At 69.0% G+C, this 20,106-nt stretch carries 25 protein-coding genes; 2 read left to right on the top strand and 23 right to left on the bottom strand.

Going from position 1 to position 20,106, the window contains the following annotated elements:
• Nucleotides 1-15: 15 nt before the first annotated feature.
• From FK530_RS19270 to speB, 3 genes are read right to left on the bottom strand one after another with little or no spacing between them, the layout of a single operon-like run.
• Nucleotides 16-807, bottom strand: a complete 792-nt coding sequence (locus FK530_RS19270; RefSeq protein WP_146488601.1) for a carbon-nitrogen hydrolase family protein — start codon at nt 805-807, stop codon at nt 16-18.
• Nucleotides 804-2,240 (bottom strand): amino acid permease, encoded by a 1,437-nt coding sequence (locus tag FK530_RS19265; protein ID WP_146488600.1) that lies wholly within the window; start codon nt 2,238-2,240, stop codon nt 804-806. Before FK530_RS19265 ends, FK530_RS19270 begins: the two co-directional genes overlap by 4 nt.
• Nucleotides 2,237-3,217: an agmatinase gene (gene speB, locus FK530_RS19260; RefSeq protein ID WP_146488599.1), complete on the bottom strand. Its 981-nt coding sequence runs from the start codon at nt 3,215-3,217 to the stop codon at nt 2,237-2,239. The genes FK530_RS19265 and speB overlap by 4 nt, the downstream gene beginning before the upstream one ends.
• Nucleotides 3,218-3,355: 138 nt before the next feature.
• Here speB and FK530_RS19255 point away from each other — a divergent pair, with 138 nt between their 5' ends.
• Nucleotides 3,356-3,916, top strand: coding sequence for a helix-turn-helix domain-containing protein (locus tag FK530_RS19255; protein ID WP_231706708.1), 561 nt, complete (start codon nt 3,356-3,358; stop codon nt 3,914-3,916).
• On the opposite strand, the gene FK530_RS19250 is transcribed toward FK530_RS19255, so the two are convergent.
• The gene (locus tag FK530_RS19250; RefSeq protein ID WP_146488597.1) at nt 3,913-4,713 is read right to left on the bottom strand and encodes a crotonase/enoyl-CoA hydratase family protein; all 801 of its coding nucleotides are present in this window, start codon (nt 4,711-4,713) and stop codon (nt 3,913-3,915) included. The two genes, FK530_RS19255 and FK530_RS19250, sit on opposite strands and share 4 nt — an antisense overlap.
• A gap of 10 nt (nt 4,714-4,723) precedes the next feature.
• Complete coding sequence (locus FK530_RS19245; RefSeq protein ID WP_146488596.1) at nt 4,724-5,485, bottom strand: helix-turn-helix domain-containing protein; 762 nt, start codon at nt 5,483-5,485, stop codon at nt 4,724-4,726.
• Nucleotides 5,486-5,565: 80 nt separating this feature from the next.
• On the opposite strand from FK530_RS19245, the gene FK530_RS19240 reads away from it, so the two are divergent.
• A complete protein-coding gene (locus tag FK530_RS19240; RefSeq protein WP_191834093.1) occupies nt 5,566-6,354 on the top strand; it encodes a sulfite exporter TauE/SafE family protein in 789 nt (262 codons plus the stop codon).
• Nucleotides 6,355-6,357: 3 nt separating this feature from the next.
• Here FK530_RS19240 and FK530_RS19235 read toward each other — a convergent pair whose 3' ends face one another.
• From FK530_RS19235 to FK530_RS19155, 18 genes are all read right to left on the bottom strand, one after another.
• Nucleotides 6,358-7,095: an ArsR/SmtB family transcription factor gene (locus FK530_RS19235; protein WP_146488595.1), complete on the bottom strand. Its 738-nt coding sequence runs from the start codon at nt 7,093-7,095 to the stop codon at nt 6,358-6,360.
• Nucleotides 7,085-8,443 (bottom strand): MFS transporter, encoded by a 1,359-nt coding sequence (locus tag FK530_RS19230; protein ID WP_146488594.1) that lies wholly within the window; start codon nt 8,441-8,443, stop codon nt 7,085-7,087. The genes FK530_RS19235 and FK530_RS19230 overlap by 11 nt, the downstream gene beginning before the upstream one ends.
• Before the next feature lie 221 nt (nt 8,444-8,664).
• Nucleotides 8,665-8,826: a hypothetical protein gene (locus FK530_RS25930; RefSeq protein WP_158645146.1), complete on the bottom strand. Its 162-nt coding sequence runs from the start codon at nt 8,824-8,826 to the stop codon at nt 8,665-8,667.
• 790 nt (nt 8,827-9,616) lie between these two features.
• Nucleotides 9,617-10,360 (bottom strand): ribonuclease H-like domain-containing protein, encoded by a 744-nt coding sequence (locus FK530_RS19225; protein ID WP_146488593.1) that lies wholly within the window; start codon nt 10,358-10,360, stop codon nt 9,617-9,619.
• Between the two features lie 93 nt (nt 10,361-10,453).
• Nucleotides 10,454-11,338 carry a cutinase family protein gene (locus FK530_RS19220; RefSeq protein ID WP_146488592.1) on the bottom strand — a complete coding sequence of 295 codons (885 nt, stop codon included), beginning with the start codon at nt 11,336-11,338 and terminating at the stop codon, nt 10,454-10,456.
• Nucleotides 11,339-11,468: 130 nt separating this feature from the next.
• Entirely contained in the window at nt 11,469-11,807 is a 339-nt protein-coding gene (locus FK530_RS19215) for a hypothetical protein (RefSeq protein ID WP_146488591.1), read from the bottom strand.
• The gene (locus FK530_RS19210; protein ID WP_146488590.1) at nt 11,794-12,243 is read right to left on the bottom strand and encodes a hypothetical protein; all 450 of its coding nucleotides are present in this window, start codon (nt 12,241-12,243) and stop codon (nt 11,794-11,796) included. The genes FK530_RS19215 and FK530_RS19210 overlap by 14 nt, the downstream gene beginning before the upstream one ends.
• Entirely contained in the window at nt 12,240-12,461 is a 222-nt protein-coding gene (locus tag FK530_RS19205) for a phage holin (RefSeq protein WP_146488589.1), read from the bottom strand. The genes FK530_RS19210 and FK530_RS19205 overlap by 4 nt, the downstream gene beginning before the upstream one ends.
• Nucleotides 12,462-12,463: 2 nt before the next feature.
• Nucleotides 12,464-13,792: an N-acetylmuramoyl-L-alanine amidase gene (locus tag FK530_RS25925; RefSeq protein ID WP_158645145.1), complete on the bottom strand. Its 1,329-nt coding sequence runs from the start codon at nt 13,790-13,792 to the stop codon at nt 12,464-12,466.
• A gap of 8 nt (nt 13,793-13,800) precedes the next feature.
• A complete protein-coding gene (locus FK530_RS19195) occupies nt 13,801-14,178 on the bottom strand; it encodes a phage tail fiber protein (protein ID WP_146488588.1) in 378 nt (125 codons plus the stop codon).
• A 9-nt stretch (nt 14,179-14,187) separates the two neighbouring features.
• Nucleotides 14,188-15,093, bottom strand: coding sequence for a glycine-rich domain-containing protein (locus FK530_RS19190; protein ID WP_146488587.1), 906 nt, complete (start codon nt 15,091-15,093; stop codon nt 14,188-14,190).
• Nucleotides 15,093-15,290, bottom strand: a complete 198-nt coding sequence (locus tag FK530_RS19185; protein ID WP_146488586.1) for a hypothetical protein — start codon at nt 15,288-15,290, stop codon at nt 15,093-15,095. Before FK530_RS19185 ends, FK530_RS19190 begins: the two co-directional genes overlap by 1 nt.
• Nucleotides 15,287-15,544: a DUF7572 family protein gene (locus FK530_RS19180; protein ID WP_146488585.1), complete on the bottom strand. Its 258-nt coding sequence runs from the start codon at nt 15,542-15,544 to the stop codon at nt 15,287-15,289. Before FK530_RS19180 ends, FK530_RS19185 begins: the two co-directional genes overlap by 4 nt.
• 2 nt (nt 15,545-15,546) lie before the next feature.
• The gene (locus FK530_RS19175) at nt 15,547-17,787 is read right to left on the bottom strand and encodes a hypothetical protein (RefSeq protein WP_146488584.1); all 2,241 of its coding nucleotides are present in this window, start codon (nt 17,785-17,787) and stop codon (nt 15,547-15,549) included.
• Nucleotides 17,787-18,128, bottom strand: coding sequence for a hypothetical protein (locus tag FK530_RS19170; protein WP_146488583.1), 342 nt, complete (start codon nt 18,126-18,128; stop codon nt 17,787-17,789). The genes FK530_RS19175 and FK530_RS19170 overlap by 1 nt, the downstream gene beginning before the upstream one ends.
• Before the next feature lie 2 nt (nt 18,129-18,130).
• Nucleotides 18,131-19,210, bottom strand: a complete 1,080-nt coding sequence (locus FK530_RS19165; RefSeq protein WP_146488582.1) for a phage tail protein — start codon at nt 19,208-19,210, stop codon at nt 18,131-18,133.
• Entirely contained in the window at nt 19,207-19,701 is a 495-nt protein-coding gene (locus FK530_RS19160; RefSeq protein WP_231706707.1) for a phage gene 29 protein family protein, read from the bottom strand. Before FK530_RS19160 ends, FK530_RS19165 begins: the two co-directional genes overlap by 4 nt.
• Nucleotides 19,698-19,958, bottom strand: a complete 261-nt coding sequence (locus FK530_RS19155) for a hypothetical protein (protein ID WP_146488581.1) — start codon at nt 19,956-19,958, stop codon at nt 19,698-19,700. Before FK530_RS19155 ends, FK530_RS19160 begins: the two co-directional genes overlap by 4 nt.
• Nucleotides 19,959-20,106: the final 148 nt, after the last annotated feature.

The following is a 20,106-nucleotide window of genomic DNA, read 5'->3' as shown; positions in this document are numbered from 1 at the left end:
CTCGGGTGGCGGTGCTCAGTACAGGTCGCTGCGCCGGTCGCGCAGGTAGGTGTTCGCGATGCGGGCCTCGCGCAGGGCCTCGACATCGGCGGAGAAGATCAGGAGTTCCTCGCCGCGGCCCGCGCGGGTCACGACGTCGCCGTCGGGCCCCGCCGCGGTGCTCAGGCCGCAGTACTCGAGCGAGGTCTCGCGTCCGCAGTGGTTGGTGTAGGCGATGTACAGCTGGCTCTCGAAGGCGCGCACCGGCACGACCTGTTCGGCGATCCGGCCGAAGGGCTCCATCAGGCCGGTCGGGATCAGCAGCAGGTCGGCGCCGGCGTCCGCGTGGGCCCGCACGGCCTCGGGGAACTCGACGTCGTAGCAGATGAGCAGCCCACAACGCAGATCGCCGAGGTCGAACTGCACGGGCAGCTCGGCGCCGGGGGCGAAGACGGCGCGGTCGAGATCCCCGAACAGGTGGGACTTGCGATAGTGCGCGAGCTCGGCCCCGTCGGGCCCGATCACGGTGGCGGCGTTGAACACCAGGTCCCCGTCGCGTTCGGGGTACCCGGCGACGACCGTGATGCCGTGGCGGCGCGCGATGGCGGCGATCGCGTCGTGGTACTCGCCGCCGCGCGGGCGGGCGAGTTCCCTCGCGGCCGCGCCGATGTCGTAGCCGGTGACCGACAGCTCGGGCGTGATGAGTATCTGCGCGCCGGCGGCCGCCGCGCGGGCGGCCGCGCCGTCGATCGCCGCCAGGTTCCGCGCGACGTCCGGCTCGGGCCCGAGTCCCTCCGGGCCCTGGTACATCCCGACGGTGATCGTCATCGCGCGGCCTTCATGAGGTCCGTCTCACCGCGGAGCCGCGAGTTCCGGTAGCCGTACGCGAAGTACACGGCGAGGCCGACGAGGGTCCACAGCCCGAAGGCGATCCATGTGGGCGCCTTCATCTGGAACATCAGGACGACGCAGAACACGACCCCGAGGACGGGGACGAGCGGGAACAGCGGCGTCTTGAACGTGCGGGGCAGTTCGGGGCGGCTGTAGCGGAGCACGATCACGCCGATGTTGACCAGCGCGAACGCGAACAGGGAGCCGATCGAGGTGGCGTTCGCCAGCTCGCCGAGCGGGACGAGGCCCGCGAGCAGCGCGACCAGGGTGCCGACGATGAGGATGTTGCGGACGGGCACGAAGGTGCGCGGGTTGACCTTGGCGAAGACCGGCGGCACGAGACCGTCGCTGCCCATCGTGTAGAGGATGCGGGTCTGGCCGTACATCACGGCGAGCACGACGCTGGCGATGGCGATCACCGCACCGATCGACAGGATCACCGACGGCCAGGTGCTCTGTGTGACGTCGGTCAGGATCTTCGCGAGCGAGGCCTCGGTGCCGCCGAACTCCTGCCAGGGCATCGCGCCGACCGCGGCGAGCGCGACGAGACAGTAGAGCACGGTGATGATGCCGAGCGAGAGGATGATCGCGCGCGGGAGATCGCGAGTGGGATTCTTCGCCTCGTTGCCCGCCGTGGAGGCGGCGTCGAAGCCGATGTAGGAGAAGAAGACCATCGCGGCCGCAGCGGTGACCCCGCCGACGCCGAAGGGCATGAAGGGCTCGAGGTTGCCCGCGTCGAACGCGGTGAACGCGATGGCGCAGAAGAAGACCAGCACGCAGACCTTGAGGATCACCATCGCGGTGTTGAGCCGCGCGCTCTCCGTGGCACCGCCCACCAGCACCAGGCAGGCGAGCGCGACGATCACCATCGCGGGGATGTTGACGACGCCGCCGTCGCCGGGCGGGGCGGCGAGCGCCGTGGGCAGCTCGACGTCGAACAGGGTGCGCAGGAGCTCGTTGATGTACTGGCCCCATCCGACGGCGACGGCGGCGACGGAGACCCCGTACTCGAGCAGCAGACACCACCCGCAGACCCACGCGAAGAGCTCACCGATCGTCGCGTAGGCGTAGGAGTAGGAGCTGCCCGAGACGGGGATGGTGCCCGCCATCTCCGCGTACGAGAGAGCGGAGAACAGTGCGGTCACCGCCGCGAGGATGAACGCGACGATCACCGCGGGTCCGGCGTCCGGCGTCGCCTCGCCGAGGATGACGAAGATGCCGGTGCCGAGCGAGGCGCCGATCGACAGCGCCGTCAGGTGGCCGAGACCCATCGACCGCTTCAGCTGGGGGCCTTCGTGTTCCGCGGCGCTGTCGCGCAGGATGCGGTCGACCGGCTTGCGGGCGAGGAGCCCCGCCGTGAACGGGCTCACCGGGCGTTCACCGCGAGCACGGAGAGCAGCTCGTAGGCCACGTGCGCGGCCGCGATGCCGGTGAGTTCGGCGTGGTCGTAGGGCGGCGCGACCTCCACCACGTCGGCGCCCACCACGTCGGTGCCCACCAGTGCGCGGATCGTGTTCAGGAGCTCACGGCTCGTCATGCCGCCGGCCTCGGGCGTACCGGTGCCGGGGGCGTGCGCGGGATCCAGGACGTCGATGTCGACGGAGACGTAGACGGGGCCGCCGGCACCGTCGGGCCCGGCGAGGCGTCGGCGCATGCGCTCGATCACGCTGTCGAGTCCGTCGTTCTCGTAGTCGTCGGACCGGATCACCTGGAAGCCGAGGACGCCGTCGGCGGTGAGGTCCTGCTCGCCGTAGAGCGGGCCGCGGATGCCGATGTGCATGGAGCGTTCCAAGTCGATCAGGCCCTCTTCGCTGGCCCGACGGAACGGGGTGCCGTGCGCGTACGGCGCGCCGAAGTAGGTGTCCCAGGTGTCGAGGTGGGCGTCGAAGTGCAGGACGGCGACCGGCCCGCGATCAGCGGCCACGGCGCGCAGGATCGGCAGTGCGAGAGTGTGATCGCCGCCGAGGGTGAGCACCTTCGAGCCGGCGCCGCGCAGGCGTCCGATCTCGGTCTCGACGGTGCCGAGCGCCTCGACGATGTCGAAGGGGTTCACCGCGAGGTCGCCCGCGTCGGCGACCTGGTGCACGGCGAACGGGGAGACGTCGAGCGCGGGGTTGTAGGGCCGCAGCAGCTTCGACGAGGCCCGGATGTGCCCGGGGCCGAACCGTGCGCCGGGGCGGTAGCTCACGCCGGAGTCGAAGGGGATGCCGAGCACCGCGACGGCGGCGGAATCGACCTCGTCGAGGCGGGGCAGGCGGGCGAAGGTGGTGGGGCCGCAGTAGCGCGGGACGAGGCTCGCATCGACCGGGCCCCGCGGTCCGGGCTGGGGCTGATTGTCGTTAGGCACGGATGGATCCTCTCGCAGGGGCTGCTTTTGTGGGCCGGATCACATAGTGTGGGACATCGACCGACTTGTCAACTCGAGTTTCCTGAAAGGAAACAATTGTTGGATGTGATTGCTCCGGGTGTGGATGCCGTTCTCCCCGTGCCGGATCAGGTGGGCGCGGCGCTCAAGGCCGCCCGTCGCTCCCGACGCCTCACGCTCGCGGACGTCGCGGAGCTCGTGGGCGTCACCAAGGGCTACCTGTCGAAGGTGGAGCGCGGGCTCGCGGCACCGTCGATGGCAGTCCTCGTCCGGACGTGCGAGGTGCTCGACGTCCCCGTCGGCTCGCTGTTCGACGGTGGCGCGGCCGGTTCGGTCGTGCGGGCCGACGCCTACCCGCCCGTGCGGTTCGGCGGCGACGGTCTGGCGGAGTTCCTGCTCACGCCGTCGGGGGAGCAGCGCGTCCAGGTGCTGCTCAGCGAGATCGAGCCGGGAGGCGGCAGTGGCGACGAGGCCTACGCGCTGCCCGCCGAGGTCTCGTTCGTCCTCGTGCAGCGCGGCGTGCTGCGCCTGGCCTTCCCGCCGGAACCGGGAGTCGAGCTGGCCGTCGGGGACGCGATGACCTTCGACCCCGGCCGGCCGCACACCTTCGCCGCCGGCGCCGACGGGGCCCGCGTGCTGTGGGTGATGGCGCCGGCGCTGCCCGCCAGACGTCAGACCTAGGAGCCGGTGAACCGGGGTGCGCGTTTATCGAGCATCGCGGCGACCGCTTCGTGGTGGTCGGCCGTGGAGTGGGCGATCGTCTGCATCGCCGCGGAGAGCTCGAGCAGCGCGTCCAGGCTCTGGTGCTGCCCCTCGCGCAGCAGACGCGTGGTCATGCGCAGCGCCTGCGGCGGGTTGGCTGCGACGCGGTCCGCGAGGGTGCGGGCGGCGGCGAGCAACTCGTCGGGTTCGACGACGCTGGAGACCATGCCCCAGTCGAGCGCGGTCTGCGCATCCACCGCATCGCCGGTGAAGGCCATCTCCGTGGCCCGCGCCATCCCGACGATGCGCGGGAGCAGCCACGCGCCGCCGTCGCCCGGGATGAGTCCCACCTTGACGAAGCTCTCCGCGAAGACGGCCTTCGTGGACGCCACCCGCAGGTCGCACATCATCGCCAGGTCGCAGCCCGCGCCGATCGCGGGGCCGTTCACCGCGGCCACCGTCGGGACCTCGCAGTGGTACAGCGCGCGCGGGATGCGCTGGATCCCGTGCCGGTAGCCCTGGCGCTGCTGCGCCGCGGTGCCGCCGAACATGCCCTCCTTGTCGCGCATGTGCTTGACGTTGCCGCCGGAGCTGAACGCCGAACCGGCTCCGGTCAGGATCGCCACGCGCACCTCGTCGTCGCAGTTCACGTCGTCGACGGCGCGCTCGATCGCCGCGATCATCGCCTCGTCCGAGACGGGATTGCGGGCCGCGGGATCGTTCAGCGTCCAGGTGACGACGGGGCCGTCGCGCTCGATCAGGAGTGGTTCGGTCATGGGGGAGACCCTATGCCTTCGGGATCCGCGACGGGGGCGTGCCGAACTCGGCCGTGAACGCGGCGGTGAAGGCCGCGGGCGTCGAGTAGCCGAGGCGGCTCGCGGTCTCCGTCACGGTCGCGGTGCGGAGCAGGGGCAGGGCCGCGAGGAGCCGCGCGCGGCGTCGCCACATGGCGGGGCTGGAGCCCGTCCCGGCGCGGAAACGGGCGGTGAAGGCCCGTTCGCTGCGGCCGCACCGGGCCGCCCATGCGGCGTTGTCCACGGCGACGTCCGGTGCGGCGAGGTACGCACGACAGAGCTCGCGCAGCTCCGGATCGGCCGGAAGCGGAACGTGCAGGGGGAGCGGTGTCAGCGCCGTGATCTCGTGCAGGAGCAGCGTGGTGATCGCGGCGTCGCGACCGCTCTCGTCGCGGTCGGCCTCGATGTCGACGGCCGCGAGGAGGAGTTCGCGGAGCAACGGCGTCACCTCGACGACGGTGCACCGGGCGGGCCACCAGGGCACCGCGGCCGGCTCGAGGTAGAGGCTGCGCGTGCTGACGCCGCAGTAGCGGACGCCGTGCGGCACCCCGGGCGGGATCAGGACGGCGCGATCGGTCGGCACTGTCCACGCGCCGTCCGCGGTGTCGACCTCCATTACGCCCGTCGCGGCGTAGAGGAACTGCGCGCGGCGGTGGGTGTGCCGCTCCTGGCGATGCCCGTCCGGGTAGTCGGTGCCGATCGCGAGGACGTCGCGGGGGAGGGTGTCGAGATCGTCGATGGGAACGTTCCGCATGACCCCAGTCTGCCGTGTTTCGAAAGTTGTCCACCGACCATCGATTGCCGGGGGAAGTGCGGTCGGGTGGACTCGGAGGAGTGAGTGCACTGATCCTGGTTCTGGTCGGCGTCGCGTCGGGGATGACGACGGCGTTGTTCGGCTTCGGCGGCGGCTTCGTCGCGGTCCCTGTCCTCGTGTGGGCGGACGCGGCGCTCGGTGAGGACGCGGCGCGCGTCGCCGTGGCCACGTCCTCGGTTCTCATGGTGATCGCCGCGGCGGTGGCCACGGTGTCCACTCCGCCCGCCGTGCTCGCCCCGTTACGGGGGAGTGCGCGCCTGCTCGGCCTGCTGGCGTTCGGCGGCGCGCTCGGAGCCCTGGCGGCGCGGCACGTGCCGGGTGACGTCATCGCGGCGGGCTTCGTCGCGTACCTGCTGCTGACGATCGCCTCGGTCACCGTTCGGCCCGGCTTCCTGGAGCCCGCCGTCGACGGGGCGCGGCCCGTTCCCACGGTGGCGGGACTTCCGATCGGGGCGGTCGCGTCGTTCCTCGGCGTGGGCGGCAGCGTGGTGACGGTGCCGATGATGCGGCGCAACGGCCACCGCATGGCGGTGGCGACGGCACTGGCGAACCCGTTGACCCTCGCCGTGGCGTTGCCCGCCACGACGGTCTTCCTGCTCCTGTCCGGCGGACGGCCCGTCGGCGCGGGGCCGGGATTCGTGGGCGCCGTGGACGTGCGCGCCGCACTCGCCCTACTGGTGGGCTCCCTGCCCGTGATCGTGGTGCTGCGCCGCCGCGGCCCGCGCCTGTCCGATCGCGCGCACGCGCGCTGGTACGTCGGGCTGCTGGTAGTGGTCACCGTCGCGATGGCGGCGACGCTGCTCCGCTAGTGGCTAGGCCGGCCAGTCGATCGCGAAGCGGCGCGCCAGCACCCGTTCGCCCGCCGGGGTCACCCGGACGGCGCGGTAGGTGGGGAGGCGCTCCGCCCAGCCGGCGGCGAAGAACCGATCGCACAGCGCCCGTCCGGCACCGCCCGCGAGGTGGTGGCGGGTCTCCGTCCAATCGATGCAGTACCGGACGAGGGGGCGGCCGGCACCGTCGGGCAGCGCGACCCCGAGGTCGGTGAGGAATGCGCGCCCGTCGTCGGTGAGGCGGTAGTCCACTTCCTGTCCCGCGGACGCGGGACGGTCGGCACCGTCGTCGTGGAAGAGGCCGTCGCCGCCCGTGATCCGGCCGTGGTCGAGGAGCGAGCCCATGAGCGCGACGCCGAGCCGGCCGGCGAAATGGTCGTAACAGGTGCGAGCGGTGCGCAGCCGCTGCGCGCGCGTGGTCGCCTTCAGTGAGCTGACGGGCTGGGACGGGGCGAAGGCGGCGAGCCGCTCGACGAGGTCGGCGACCTCGGGCCCGGCGATCCGGTACCAGCGGTGGCGGCCCTCCGAGCGGACGGCGAGCAGCCCACCGTCGACCAGTTTGCGGAGGTGGCCGCTCGCGGTCGGGCGGGAAACGCCCGCCTCGTCGGCCAGGACGCCCGCGGCGAGCTCGCGACCGCCCAGCAGCGAGAGGAGTATTCGACTGCGCGTGCGATCGGCGAAGAGCTCGCCGATGCCGGCCAGGTCCGCGTCACCCGACATCGCAGCCCGCCTCCGTCCGATTCGTCGCAGTGGCGCCGATGCTGGTGCACACCCCGACCACGAGTATGGCCGCGACCGTCGCGAGGGTCAGCGCCAGTGCGCTCGAGGACCGGCCCGCGGCGTTGTACAACGCGCCGAAGCCGGCGACGCCGAGCGCGCCACCCGCCTGCCGGGCGCAGTTGAGCACGGCACCCGCGAGACCCGCGTGGTCGACGGGGGCCGCGCTGAGCGCGACCGCGGTCATGGCGGGCATCGCGAGGGAGCCGAGCCCGATCAACCCCATCCCGATGACGACTGCGGCGGGGTGCGCCGCCCCGAGGGCGACGACGACCGCCCCGACCGCCGCGCTCGTGAAGCCGGCGACCATCGGCGCCCGGGGCCCGGTCCGCGCGGTGACGAAGCCGCTGGCGATGGAGCCGAACGCGACCACGACGGTCATCGGCAGGATCGCCGTGCCGGTCTGCAGGACGGAGAAGCCGTGGACGTCCTGGAGCGCCAGGCCGACGACGAGCAGCGCGCCGTAGAGCGCGAAGTTGAAGACCAGCCCGGTCACCACCGCTCCACGGAACGGCCCCGGCGCCAGCATGCCGCGCGGGATCATCGGCGCGGTGGCGGTGCGCTGTGCCGCGCGGAATGCCCAGGCGGCGGCGGCCGTCGCGACGAGGAGTGCCAGCGCGAGCCCGGCGCGCGCCTGCCCGAGTTCGATCAGCCCTGCGGTGCCGAGGCCGAGGGCGACGGCGCCCACCGTCGCGCCGCGGATATCGAGCGGACGGGAGTGTCGGGGTGAGTCCGGCACCGTGACCAGCACGGCGATGCCGGCCAGGATCGCGATCGGCGTGCCCACCCAGAACACGGCGCGCCAGCCGGTGCTCGCGGCGAGTAGTCCGCCGATCGGCGGTCCCGCGGCGAAGCCGGCACTGGCGATGCCGCCCCACACCCCGAGCGCGCGGGCGCGCTCCGCAGTGCCCGGGTACAGCTCGCCGATCATCGCCAGGGAACTCGGCAGGATCATCGCCGCGGCCACGCCCTGCAGCACCCGCGAGGCGATCAGCGCGGGCCAGGCGGGAGCGAGTGCGCACGCCGCGGTGGACAGTGCGAACAGCGCGAAACCGAGGACGCAGACCCTCCTCCGTCCGAAACGGTCCGCCGCAGGGCCCGCGAGCAGCATCAGTGCCGCGAACGGGATCGCGTACCCGTCGACCGCCCACTGCGCGAGCCCGAGGCCGCCGCCCAGGTCGCGGGTCATGGACCCCAGGACGACGTTGACGACGGTGGCGTCGAACTGGATCAGTCCGAACGCCACCGACAGGGCGAGGAGGGCGACGGTGCGCCGCCGTGCGGAGGACATGTTCCCCAGCCTGGTGCCGAAACGGTTCGGCCCCCGCCGAACGATCGGGCACCGCAGATGACGAAAGCCCCGGCCGGGGCCGGGGCTTTCGCGTGGGAGCGGGCGACGGGAATCGAACCCGCGTAGCTAGTTTGGAAGACTAGGGCTACGGCGCTATTCCTCACTGTTGCCCCGCTGGTCAACGTGATTTAAGGATACCCTTTGTGATACCCAACGTTACACTATCCGTCGAATCCGCACCCGCCCGCAGGCACGCCCGACGCACCACGGATCGCAGCCACGATCCGGGCATCACCGTCGTCATCACGCACCCCATCACCGAGGGTGGCGACGTAGTAGTCGTGCAGCATCTCGGCGACGAGGTCCATACCTGTTAGACGCACCAGCGCGAGGATCGGTTCCGTGTCACACTCAGGCGTATCCTTTGGGGCATGGCCGAAAGCGCTGACTCACGATTGAGGAGTTTCTAGCGTGGCTGGATTCGTCGAGCGAATCGACTGAGTCGCTACGGAAGCAGGCAAGGTACTTCGATGACCACGGCGACCCAGGTGCCGCCTGGGAAGCGTCGGTGCAGTACGCCGCACGGTCTCTCCGAGAGCGCATGGGCACGCCCGACAGGTCCGCCTTGTAGCTGTCGGTGGCCGCGCGTACGGTCCGGGGCATGCTGAGCGTGGAGGTTATCCCCAAGGGGTGTGAGCGGTGCGGTAGCCCGTTCGGTCCTCACCGCGTGCTTGTCGGCTGGGACAACCAGCACCAGCCCGCGCCGTGCCGGTCGTACGAATGCAGGGCGTGCGGGCATGTGATGCACGTCGAACAGATCAGGCGGGTGGAGCGGCCCTGACGCTGGATCAGATCAGCACGGCAGGAAGGGCCGGTGTGTACGGAGCGCCGTCGCTCAATCTGGCCCATGTGTCGCGCCCGACGGTGCGGCACTCCACGCCGTTTGCATCCCTGGCGTGCACGTCGACCGGCAAGCCGACAAGATCCGAGGATTCAAGTGGGTATTCCCACCATCTGTCGGTGGTGTCGCGCGCGCTCACGCATATTGGCATGCCTCCATTCTAGCGAAGGACGTACCTGCGTCGCCATTGCCGGAGAACGCGCGAAAGCCGCCCACCCGATGAGGGGTGGGCGGCGCGTCAGTGAGAACTAGCAGGGGAAGGCTGTGATGCCTCAAGCTCCGGTGTTGCTGGTGTAGATCGCCTTCTTCTCCCGCGTCCACGCCCCACAGGCCGTGCACTTGAGGCGTTGGTACTTGCCCTGCGTGGTGATGGCGAACCCCTTCTTGATGAGGTGCACCGACCCGCAGTTACGACAGCGAGTGCCGCCCTGGAACAGCGCCATGTTGATGCCCTGGATCCACGGACGCATACGGTCGAAGATCTGCTCCGTCAATCGCACGTCCTGCACGTTGTAGCGGCGCATGATCTTGCGGGCATCTTCAACGTCGTCGGCGTCCTCCATGATGGACCGCCACAACCCGATGCCCTGATGGTTGACCTTCTGCCCGATGCCAAGTTCTCGCGCGTACCAGTCGAGCTTGTTGGAGAGGAACCGGAACCGCTTCTTCGCGGTGAGCATGAGGTCTATGTCGCGGTGCGGCGACGGCGGCTCGAGACCGACCTTGAGGAACTCACCGTTGAGCCACGGCACATCGAAGCGTTGGCCGTTCCAGGAGATGATGTAGTCGGCTTCGTCCATGAGCTGATGGATCGCTTTGAGCATTCCTTCGCGGCCTTGGCTCCACTCGGACAGGAAGAACACGTCTCGGCTTCCGTGCCATTTGGCGGCGAGGCAGAGGATGCGTGGCCCTTCGATGACGTTGCCGATGCCGATGACCTTCTGGAAGAGGCTGTAGGTGTAGACGGTGGCGGGGGCTGTCTCGATGTCGAGGGTGAGAATGCGGGGGTCGGACATCTGATTGTCAGTCCTTCTGCCTTGCGGCTGGAGTTGTAAAGCCTGGGGGCTTACCCCGGCACGCAGGGGTGCTGCGCGCCGGGGGAGGGCTGGCTAGTGGGGGAGCGGGATGCCGGCGAGGAGCTGTCCGACCTGCGGGGGCAGTGCAGCGGCGACTACCGGGGGCACGACCTCGCCGACGTTGCGGGCGGCGGTGCCTCGAGCGACTGCGGGCGGGGTCCACTGCTTCTGCACCTGACCGCTGACGAACGGCTCGATCGGCGACAGCTGCCGAGGCGTCGGCACCTTCACGGGCACCTTCACCACCTCGGGGATAGCCGGCGCACTGGGCGGGGTGTGGTTACCGGGCGCCGGGTTGATCTCGTGCGGCGCGTAGTTGTGCGCGCCGGTCACCCAGCCGATCGCGGTGTTGATCGCATGGATGGGATCCTGCAGTGGGTTCCCCAGGTTGCAGACGGGGTCGTTCGCGCGGCAGACGTTGCTCGTGGGGATCGGGGACGCAGGCCGCGGACCCTGATTGGTCCACCACCCAGGGACCGAAGGCAGCACCGACGCGAGTCCGCCGGGGGCTCGAGGATCACCGATCAGCACGACGTTGACGTTCCGCATCCCCGGGTTCTGGTCGCGCCAGTCTCCTGCGATCTGCGCGCCACCACTGAACCCGTAGACCGACACGTGGCTGCTGGGGCACTGGGTGCGGAAGCTGTTCACGGCGTTGGTGAGGTTCTGTCGGCCGACGCGCTGTGCGTTGTCGTCGACGGTGCCGGGATACCAGACGTTGGTGCGCGGCCCGAGCGGCACACCCGGCGTGTACACCCCGGTCGGGTCGCCGGTGCCGCCGACAGCGAAGTTCATCGTCGCGGGGCACGGTGCGGCCTGCGCTGCCGGCGGGTCCGTGATGACGGCGAGGCCCATGAACAGGACGAACGGGATTGAGCAGCCTGCGGTGAAGCGGGCGGGGTAGTTGGGGACGGACATGAGGCACCTCCGTGGTGCGCTGGTGCCCCGTTCACAGTCGCTGGGTCCGAGGTGGCGAGGCGGCGCTCGGCGCGACAAGTAGCCCCGCGCCGGTCTGCTCTGGCGCGGGGCTGTCGGTATGAAGTTGTGGTTAGGCGGAGCGTCCGAGGTCGCGGATATCCCGGTACCGGGCGCGGTACTGCTCGATCTCGGTGACGCCGTGAGTGGCGAGCGCGTCGAGCAGGTCGAGTGTCAGCTCGCCGAATCGGTCACATCGGCGGCGACACAGTGCGGCCTCTTCCTGAACGATTCGCAGCTTGTCGTCGATGTACTCGAACTCACGCTTGTTGATCGAGCTGATTCGCTCCGACAGGTCGATGTCGGACGCTTGCAGTTCGCGTTTGGTCTTCCCTCGCGTTGTGATCCATCGGATGAGTTCGGCGAATGCGACCGACCCGACCATCGCTGCGACAAGTTCAGGTATCCCCATCTGCTTGGTCCTCCTGGCTGAGAAGTTCGCGGAGGATGGACCGAATTTCTACAGCCCTGAATCCGAGATAGGTTCCGAATGCCACGACGAGCCATGTGGCGAATGTGGTGGGTGGGCCGCCGTTGTTGGTTGCTACGGCGGCGACATAGGTGGCGCAGGCGGCGAGGAGTGAGAGTGCGCCGACCTGCTCGAGCTTGAGTGAGTCGTCGAGGTCAAGCCGTGTCACATAGAGGGCTGCAAGGATCGAAGCTGACCCGATGAGCTGCAACCCGATGAACGCCCACGCGAACCATCCGCTTGTGGTGACGACGATTGATTCGGGTGCGCCTGCTGCGAGTTGGATGATTGATGCGAGGGTTCCGAAGGCGACGCAGAGGCGGTACAGCGGGAAGCTTCCACTGTCGACTTTGCGTCGTCCTTCGATGTACCGCTTCATGAGGTCTTCGGGGTATGAAGTGCCGCGGTTCCGCCGATGAGGATGGTGGCGGCGAGGGACAGCCATAGGGTGACGGTCTCCTGCTCGACGATGCCGTAGACGACGAGGATCGGGGCGGCGACGGTGAGGATGCCGTACAGCCAGCGGCGGCGGTCGGGTGTGAGCCACGCGATGACGTCGGTGACGGTGCTCGACTGCTCGGGTGCGCGGTGGGCCATGGTCAGCTCGCTTTCGTGTCGCGGGCACCAGCGATGCCCTGCTTGGCCGCTGATGCAGCGGTGAGGTCGTACAGGGTGCGTCCGCCGCCCTGGTTCCAGCCCTTGAAGCCGGGGCCGACGAGCTGGTCGAGGATCAGGTCGAGCTTCTTCTCGATGCGGTCGAGCTGCGTGTCGGACACGGGGGTACCTCCTGGATCGGTGGGGTTCATGAAGCGCTTCACTCGAGCGATGAAGTCGTCCCAGACGAAGACGCCGGGGTCGGTGTGGCCGCCGCCGCGCTGGCCGAAGTCGCCGTGCGCTGCGATGCCGCGGACGCCGCTGTTCCAGCCGGTGCCGGCTGCGATCTTCGCGACGGGGATGTTGTACTGCTGGCACGCGGCGGCGGTGGCCTTCGCTGCGCGGTCGAGTGCGGCACCGCGGGCGAGCCACTGGTCGCGAGTCCAGGCGGCGCGGCTGCCGGCGAAGCAGATGTGCACGCCGATGCCGTTGGCGTCGGCTGCTGCCCACGGTGCCTCGCCGACGGGCACGTTCTCGACGGTGTCTCGGTCGTCGACGATCAGGTTGTACGACACGTTGTTCCGGTTGCAGTAGTCCGCGAGGCCGGGGGCGGTGCTGTTGCCTTCCTCGGTGTGGATGACGACGAAGTCGGTGCGGGCGCGCGGGCCGTTGCTGTTGCCGGTGGCGTTGGCGGGGGTGTCGGCGCGGTAGCCGTGTTTGGTCTGGGTGATGCCGTAGTCGGGCACGATGGTTCCTCCTGTAGGTAGTAGTGCGGCGCCGAGCGCCCGTGCGGCATTGGTGAGGCGGGTCCGCTCAGCGAGACCGTTGGGGTCGCCATCGCGCCACCCGTTCGCCGCGTTCGCGGGCTTGGAGCCGTTGATCGCGATGGACACGGCGCGGATGTCGTCGCGGTCCGCGAGGGTGTTGATGGGGCGGGCGACGGTCCAGTACCAGGCGGCGGCGAGGAACCCCCACCGTGGCTGCTCGACGAGCTCGGGCTGGTTCACGAACAGGGTGGGGTCGGTGGTGAAGCCGCGGCCGGCGCACCATTTCCCGAACGCTTCGTAGTTCGCGCGCCAGGTGAGCTGGATCGGTCCGCGCCCCCGGTATCGGGTGCGGTCCGCGTTCCACGACGGGTCGCTGGTGCGGATCTCCGCCATGTACTTGAGGCCGCCGCTTTCGTGCGCGAGTTGCCCGCACCAGTGCGCCGCTCGTAGGGGTGTGGTGATGTCGGCGGCAATCATCGCGGCGTTCATGGCGTCGACGAACCGGGTGTAGGCGGAGGGTCCACCGAGGGTGGAGCCCATTGCTGCGGCGAGGGTAGTCGCATCCATTCGAGCCCTTACGTCTGCGTGAAGCTGGCGCCGGTGAGCGTGATGACGCCGCCGAGTGGCCCCACCTGCTGCGAGCTGGCGAGGGGCGCCCAGTCGAACTGGGTGGCACCGGACGCAGCAGTGCAAATGCATGCGTGCGTCACGGTGTACGTCGACCCGGTGGCGGGCGCGTTGATCGAAACGTTGCCGTAGGTGACGGTGCCGCTCGATCCGCTTGTGGTGGTGGCCTGCACGCGGGTGTATGCGCCCTCGGGACCGGTGCCGGTGACCTCGTTCGCGGGGGTAGTGGTGGTGCCGGGGTTACCGGTGCAGAGTCCGAAGTAGGCGCCCTTGGCCTTATATGCGTCTGCGAGGTTCTGTCGCGTTGCTGCGATCTGGATTGCCATGTGGTGCTCCTAGTTCTGTCGAAAGACGAGCCACGCGCCGCCGTTGCCACCGGGGCCGCCTCGCGTTCGTGAGCCGAAAATGCCGCCGTTGCCGCCCGCACCCGCGCCGCCCGGTGCCGTGCCTGATCCGGCGTTTCCGGTGCCGCCCGCGCCGCCGGTGTAGGTGACGCCCTGGTAGGTCTGATTGCCGGGTGCGCCGCCGTTCTGGCCGGACGCGACGGTTCCTGATCCACCTGCCCCAGATAGGGATCCGCCGCCGGTCCATGAGGCCGTGCTCGCGGCCCCCGGGTTCGGTGCTGCTAGGTCGCTGTTCGCGGCCTGCGGGCCACCAGTGCCGATGGCGAGCGTGATAGACCAGGCACCGTGGAACTGACCAAGGTCGACCGTTGTGGTGGCCCAAACGCCGGGGTTACCGCCCTTGCCTGCTCCGCCGAGTGCGCCGTTGCCGGTCTGCCCTGATGCGCCGCCGCCGACGAGGATCACGTCGCAATATCGAGCCCACCACGGGGCCGACCATGTTCCCGCGCCGCTCTGCGATTGAGGGCCGCGGGCGGGGGTGCTCGGTGTCGGACCAGTGAGGGTGCCGCCGCCACCGAGGTCGGCGTCCTGGTATGTCTCGGCGTAGGCGTTGGTGGCGAGAGTGCCTGCGCCGGAGAGCTGCGGGCCGGTCTGGTACCAGCGGGTGTAGCCGGTAGCAGCGAGGGTGCCTGTGCCGGTGAATGAGGTGGTGATGAACGGTCGGTAGGTGTGCGCGGCGATGACGAGCGTGCCTTCGCCGGTGAGTGGTCCGACGGTGCGCCACAGTTCGGGCGTCCATCCTTGCTGCACGTCGGGGATGGGGACGGCGGGGCCGGTGGGTGACCAGCCCTGCCGCACTGGGTCGACGGGCGGCGTGGGGGTGGGGGTCCAGGGCATCAGGACTCCTCAACGAGGGGGAGGACTTCCGTCACGACGGCCGTCGGGCTGCACCACCAGGTGTTGTCGCGGTAGACGCACATTCGGTCTGCGATCTGGTGGATGGCGTACATGCTGGGGTGCGACGCGGGGAGTTCGTCGACTGTCGCTACCAGCTCGTACGCGTCAGGGTCGCCGGGCACACCGAGCAAGGTCACTGTGCCAACCAATCCGTGAGCCGCGCGACGGCCGTCTCGTGGTCCATTTGCTCGTCCCAGCGGACGAGGGCGGTGAGGCCGTTCGCCAAGTCCCCGTCTGCGTCGATGATCTGCCCGCCCTCGTCGGCGAGAAACACCTCCGTGTGCGTGGCGGTATAGAACTGCGCGCAGCAGATCGCGTAGTGCTGCCCGTCGTCCGCCCGGTAAAGCTTGGTGACGGGGCACATGTTCGTGAGGTCGTGAACGAAGTCCATTACTATTCCACCGCCTGCTTGTAGATGAGGAACAGGATTCCTCCGCCGCCTAGGCCGCCGGGTCCGCCCGCGGCGACACTGCCGTTCAGCTCGGTCGTTCCGGTGACGCCTCCACCGCCACCACCGCCACCACCGCCACCGGGGAAACCTCCGGGGCCGCCCGCGCCACCGACGCCACGCGTTCCGTTGCTCAGCTCTCCACCACCGCCGCCGCCACCACCACCACCGGCCCCGCACTTGACGCTGCTCGTGATGGAGGCAGGGGCTCCGCTCCCACCGTCCCCGCCCCCGGGGGGATTTGTTCCGCCGGCACCCGCGGTGCCGCCTGCCGCGACGACGCTCCTGACCCCCGGGGCACCGGGGAGGCCACTGATCGCCGATGAGTTCGTGGTGCCGCGTCCCTTGCCGCCCCGCCCGCCGTCGCCTGCGATCGAGGTGGATGGGGCGAATCCCATCGAACCGATCGCCATGTTGCCTTCGCCGCGAACGGTCGACATCAGTGCGCCGAAGGCGACTTCGCCGCCGTTGACGCCGATCGTGCAGTTGACCGTGGCGGGGATTTCCGACGGATCGAATGACCGGGCGGCGAACCCGCCGCCCTGGCCGCCCGGCGATTCCCCGGTTCCGTACACACCGTCGAGGAACTGCAGGATGGTGGTCGACCCGCTGGCCCCGTTCTGCCCGGACCCGATGGCGACGGCAGCTAGTTCGGTGAGGCGATCGGGTCTGGTCCATGTGACATTCGACGTGATTGTGTCGACGGTGTACCCAGCCGCGATGGCGGTCTTGATCGCCTGCATGGTGTCGTACACGCCGCCGGTGCTCGACCCCGTCCCGGTCCAGCCGTCGACGACGTCCTGCGCGGTCTGCTCCGCCGTCTCCTGCGCCGTGACCGCTCGGTCGTTCAGACCGCCGATCTCCGCGATGATGTCCGCGAGCGTGCCGCCGACAATCGGGATACCGCGGATCGCACGGAGGATCGCGTCCACCAAGTCCTGCACGAAGTCGTCGATCCCAGCGAGCCGCGACACCAGCCCGGAGATGAGCGTCTGCGGCAGGGCGCCGAGAACCGACGCCGGATTCGACAGCAGATCGCCGAGCAGGTCCGTCAGATCCGCCTTCGTGTCATCAGCGTCTGCCCGAATATTGCCGACACCGTCAGCGACGTCGAAGATCTTGTCCAGCAGGTCGCCAATGATCGGAATGTCCAGCCGGTCAAGGATCGAGTCGATCAGGTTCTCCAACCAGGAGAACAGGTTCGCGAGGTCCGGGACCAGGTTGGTGATGAAGTTCTGCGGCATCGTGCCCACGCGCACCGCAGTCACGTCGTCCCACCACACCGAACCGGCAGTCACCGCAGCCTCAACCGCGATCCGAACCCGCACCCCATCAACCGACGCAGGAACCGTCACCTGCCCGTTGATCTGCTGCCAACCACCCGACGCAGCCGGGGAGCTGATAACACCGACCGGCAGAGACGCCGCCGACGAAGCGCCGTTGTAACACTGGCACTCCACGCGGAACGCATCACCCGACGCCGAGACGCCAGACCACTTCACCCAGCCCGCAACGTCGATCTTCTGGCCCTCTTCGACACGCACCAGGTTCGAGAGCTGCACCAGCCGATTGCCGCTCGCGGTCGCCTTCGCGGACCCCGGAGCAGTACGCCCCTCGACGCCGTCCCAGAACCAGCCGTCGCCGACGACCATCGACTCAGCGGCCTTGAAATCCGAAGCCAACAGCAGGTTGTCGCTGTTGCCGCCGAAGATCATGTTCGGCGTGATCCGCAACAGGCCCAGGTCGAACACCGCCGAGATCAGACCACGCAGCGTGTTCACGATCGCCATCGGCAGATCGCCGATCAGCTCGCCCGCATCAAACTTGCCACCAGGAGTCAGGCCGCCGAACATCTGCTGCAAACCCGCGAAGATGTCACCGAACGGCAGACCGTTGTTGCCGCCGAACAGCGCCGCCAGACCATCAAGGATCCCACGACCCGTCAACAGCCCCAGCAGATCCTCAAGCTCCAGATGCCCATTACCGTTCGTATCCAGCAGCTCCTTCAGCACCTTCACCAGATCACCGAGGATCGGAATATCCTCCATGACCTCGATGAACATGTCGATGAAGCCCTCAAGCAGCTTGATCGGATCGAACGCGGGCAGCTTCCCGAGCGAGGAGTCCAGGCGCAGGTTCGGGTCGTGCGTGACAGCAGTGCCACGCACCTCCATGGAGGCCGACATCAGCGCGTGACCTCCACCGGCACACCCTCATCCGCGATAATCCCGCCACCAGCCGCATGAACCTCCTGCAAGTTCGGGGGAGCGGGCCGACGCATCACACCCTCAAAGCGGCGCCACGCGTGCGTCTCGTGCGGGCTGCCGTGGGTCGTCTCCTGCGCAGGCGGAATCTCATCCGCCGGCAGCTCACCCAGGTCGCGCCACTCCGCCAACTCCAGGCACTGCCCGGCCGCAAAGTTCATGAACGACTCCCGAGCGAGCCAGATCAGAACCCGCTCATCCTCGGTGCCCAACATCGCGCGAGGAACCGGCACAACTGCCGACTTCACAACCTCGTAAGCCATGGTCACGCCCCCTGCGGGATGCACAGCACCGCCAGCTGAGCGTTCTGCCGGTTGAACGAATACAGGCCGATCAGACCGTCATTCACCAAGTTCACATTGATCGTCGTCGCCACACCCGCCGCGATCTGCGCGACACCGTTATCCGGCGACACCGACACACCCGGATCACCAGGGCTCGAGAAGTGCGGCGTCACCGTGCACTCCTGCGCGATGTTGCCGACACCACGAGCGACCAGCGTCCCGTTCATCGGATCCCCGATCCGCACCTCAGCGCCGATCTTGAACGGATCCAAGATGTTCAGGTCGATACCGATGGCCTTGAAGTGCCCCGTGATGTGCGGCACCCACGCGTAGTCCAGGGCGGGCATCGCGAACGACAGGATCGTCATACGCCCTGAGATGATCGACGACATGTTCGTGAAAGCGTTCTCCGGGATGGAGAAGAACATCGGGTGCATCGACGCGAAATCCGACGGCTCCCACAGCCCGTTACCGCTGTTCAGCGCCTGATTCCACGTCAGCACCTGACCGTTGTCCGGCGGCAGCGCATCGTTGTAGTCCGACGCGAGACTGATCGCCGACGCCGGCCCCTGCGGACCAGCCGGCGGATCCACCGCGATATGCAGATGCGGCGCCGCAGCAGAACCCGTCTGCGTGATCGTCGTCCCCGTCCCCGGAGCCTTCCGCTCGATGCTGAACGACAGCTGCGGCACCGGACCCGGTCGCCCCTCAGCCCCGAGGGGCCGGGTGAGGTACCGGTCACCGAACCACACGTACGCCTCAGCGGTGCCGGGGAACCACCACGCCTTACCCGCGTCCGCCTCGGTCAGGGTCTGCGGCAGATCGGCGGGTGTCGGCACCGCCGTGTAGTCCCGCTGCAGGACCACCACCGGCGACGGCATACCATCGTCGCCCTTATCGCCCTTCATCACCGGGACCGTGACCACGAGGTCGTCGTCGATCCCCTCGAACGTGGCAGTCGCGACACCAGGCGTGTCCCCATCGGAGAAGACTCCGAAGATGTGCATGGTGTTCAGCCAGTCCTTGATGTGGAACGGCGCACCGGCTACAGGCATGCTCATGACCAGTCTCCTTCGATCTTGGTGTCCGTGTGCCACGGCACGCGGTCGTTCATCGCTTCGAGGTCAGGGGTTTCCGGCAGCGGACCGACAGCGGTGATCCGCTCAGGTGCGTCCGGATCGTCAGGGGAGTCGATCGGCACCCAATCGACGACGCCGGCCAACTGGCCCGGGCGATCAGGGAGCGCGCGTGCCTTGATGACAGCCAGGTCGTCGAACTGGTCCATGCCAGCGCGGGCCGCGTGGAACGCGATGCCGAGGCGGAGGTCGTCGGGCATGAACAGCAGTTCGCCGCGTGGACCTCGAGCGAACGCGAGGGCGTCGAAGATACGGGCGGTAGCGTTCTTGAGCCGCCGCGCCACCTGGTCCTCGGCGTCAGCCTCGGGCTCGTAGACACGGGTCAGGACGAACGGCTCCGCAGGCTGCTCAGGCTCGGTCTTGTTGCCGCCGCGGAGCTTCTGCCGAATCCGATCCAGCTCAGGGTTCTCCGTCACGCCGCATCCTTAGGCGCCGGCACCTCACGGACGATGCACTGCGACCCCTCGCGCGCGATGATCTGCAGGTCCGACGCGAGCACCATGATCGGGATGACGACCAGCGTCTGACCGGCGGGGACAGCCCCGCCCAGACGCGTGATCGCCGGCCCCTCCTCCGCGATCAGGTACGGCAGAGGCTCCCCGTCGATCAGGATCTCCCCGGCCTGCCGGTCGATCACCACATCACGCGGCATCTGCTTCGGGTCTTCGGTCATGTCGGTGCCCTCCTCGGCGTACGACGAATAGCCCCGGCACCGGGCGGTGCGGGGGTAGGACTTTCGGGGTAGGATCAGGAACTGACGGTGGGCAGAGTTGCGCTGCAGCGGTTCACCGGGGCGAATGAGTCGACGTTCGCAACCGGGG

This window comes from Tsukamurella conjunctivitidis (assembly GCF_007858475.1).
In the GTDB taxonomy this organism is placed as follows: domain Bacteria; phylum Actinomycetota; class Actinomycetes; order Mycobacteriales; family Mycobacteriaceae; genus Tsukamurella; species Tsukamurella conjunctivitidis.
This window is presented reverse-complemented; position numbering and strand designations above follow the sequence as displayed.

Coding starts and splice junctions, on each gene's coding strand:
- FK530_RS19210 (WP_146488590.1), bottom strand. CDS start 12,243: ATGAAGCGGTACATCGAAGGACGACGCAAAGTCGACAGTGGAAGCTTC.
- FK530_RS19180 (WP_146488585.1), bottom strand. CDS start 15,544: ATGGACTTCGTTCACGACCTCACGAACATGTGCCCCGTCACCAAGCTT.
- FK530_RS19250 (WP_146488597.1), bottom strand. CDS start 4,713: ATGACCGAACCACTCCTGATCGAGCGCGACGGCCCCGTCGTCACCTGG.
- FK530_RS19220 (WP_146488592.1), bottom strand. CDS start 11,338: ATGTCCGTCCCCAACTACCCCGCCCGCTTCACCGCAGGCTGCTCAATC.
- FK530_RS19195 (WP_146488588.1), bottom strand. CDS start 14,178: ATGGCAATCCAGATCGCAGCAACGCGACAGAACCTCGCAGACGCATAT.
- FK530_RS19225 (WP_146488593.1), bottom strand. CDS start 10,360: ATGTCCGACCCCCGCATTCTCACCCTCGACATCGAGACAGCCCCCGCC.
- FK530_RS19235 (WP_146488595.1), bottom strand. CDS start 7,095: ATGTCGGGTGACGCGGACCTGGCCGGCATCGGCGAGCTCTTCGCCGAT.
- FK530_RS19175 (WP_146488584.1), bottom strand. CDS start 17,787: ATGTCGGCCTCCATGGAGGTGCGTGGCACTGCTGTCACGCACGACCCG.
- FK530_RS19215 (WP_146488591.1), bottom strand. CDS start 11,807: ATGGGGATACCTGAACTTGTCGCAGCGATGGTCGGGTCGGTCGCATTC.
- FK530_RS19190 (WP_146488587.1), bottom strand. CDS start 15,093: ATGCCCTGGACCCCCACCCCCACGCCGCCCGTCGACCCAGTGCGGCAG.
- FK530_RS19165 (WP_146488582.1), bottom strand. CDS start 19,210: ATGAGCATGCCTGTAGCCGGTGCGCCGTTCCACATCAAGGACTGGCTG.
- FK530_RS19230 (WP_146488594.1), bottom strand. CDS start 8,443: ATGTCCTCCGCACGGCGGCGCACCGTCGCCCTCCTCGCCCTGTCGGTG.
- FK530_RS19270 (WP_146488601.1), bottom strand. CDS start 807: ATGACGATCACCGTCGGGATGTACCAGGGCCCGGAGGGACTCGGGCCC.
- FK530_RS19170 (WP_146488583.1), bottom strand. CDS start 18,128: ATGGCTTACGAGGTTGTGAAGTCGGCAGTTGTGCCGGTTCCTCGCGCG.
- FK530_RS25925 (WP_158645145.1), bottom strand. CDS start 13,792: ATGGATGCGACTACCCTCGCCGCAGCAATGGGCTCCACCCTCGGTGGA.
- FK530_RS19155 (WP_146488581.1), bottom strand. CDS start 19,958: ATGACCGAAGACCCGAAGCAGATGCCGCGTGATGTGGTGATCGACCGG.
- FK530_RS19245 (WP_146488596.1), bottom strand. CDS start 5,485: ATGCGGAACGTTCCCATCGACGATCTCGACACCCTCCCCCGCGACGTC.
- FK530_RS19205 (WP_146488589.1), bottom strand. CDS start 12,461: ATGGCCCACCGCGCACCCGAGCAGTCGAGCACCGTCACCGACGTCATC.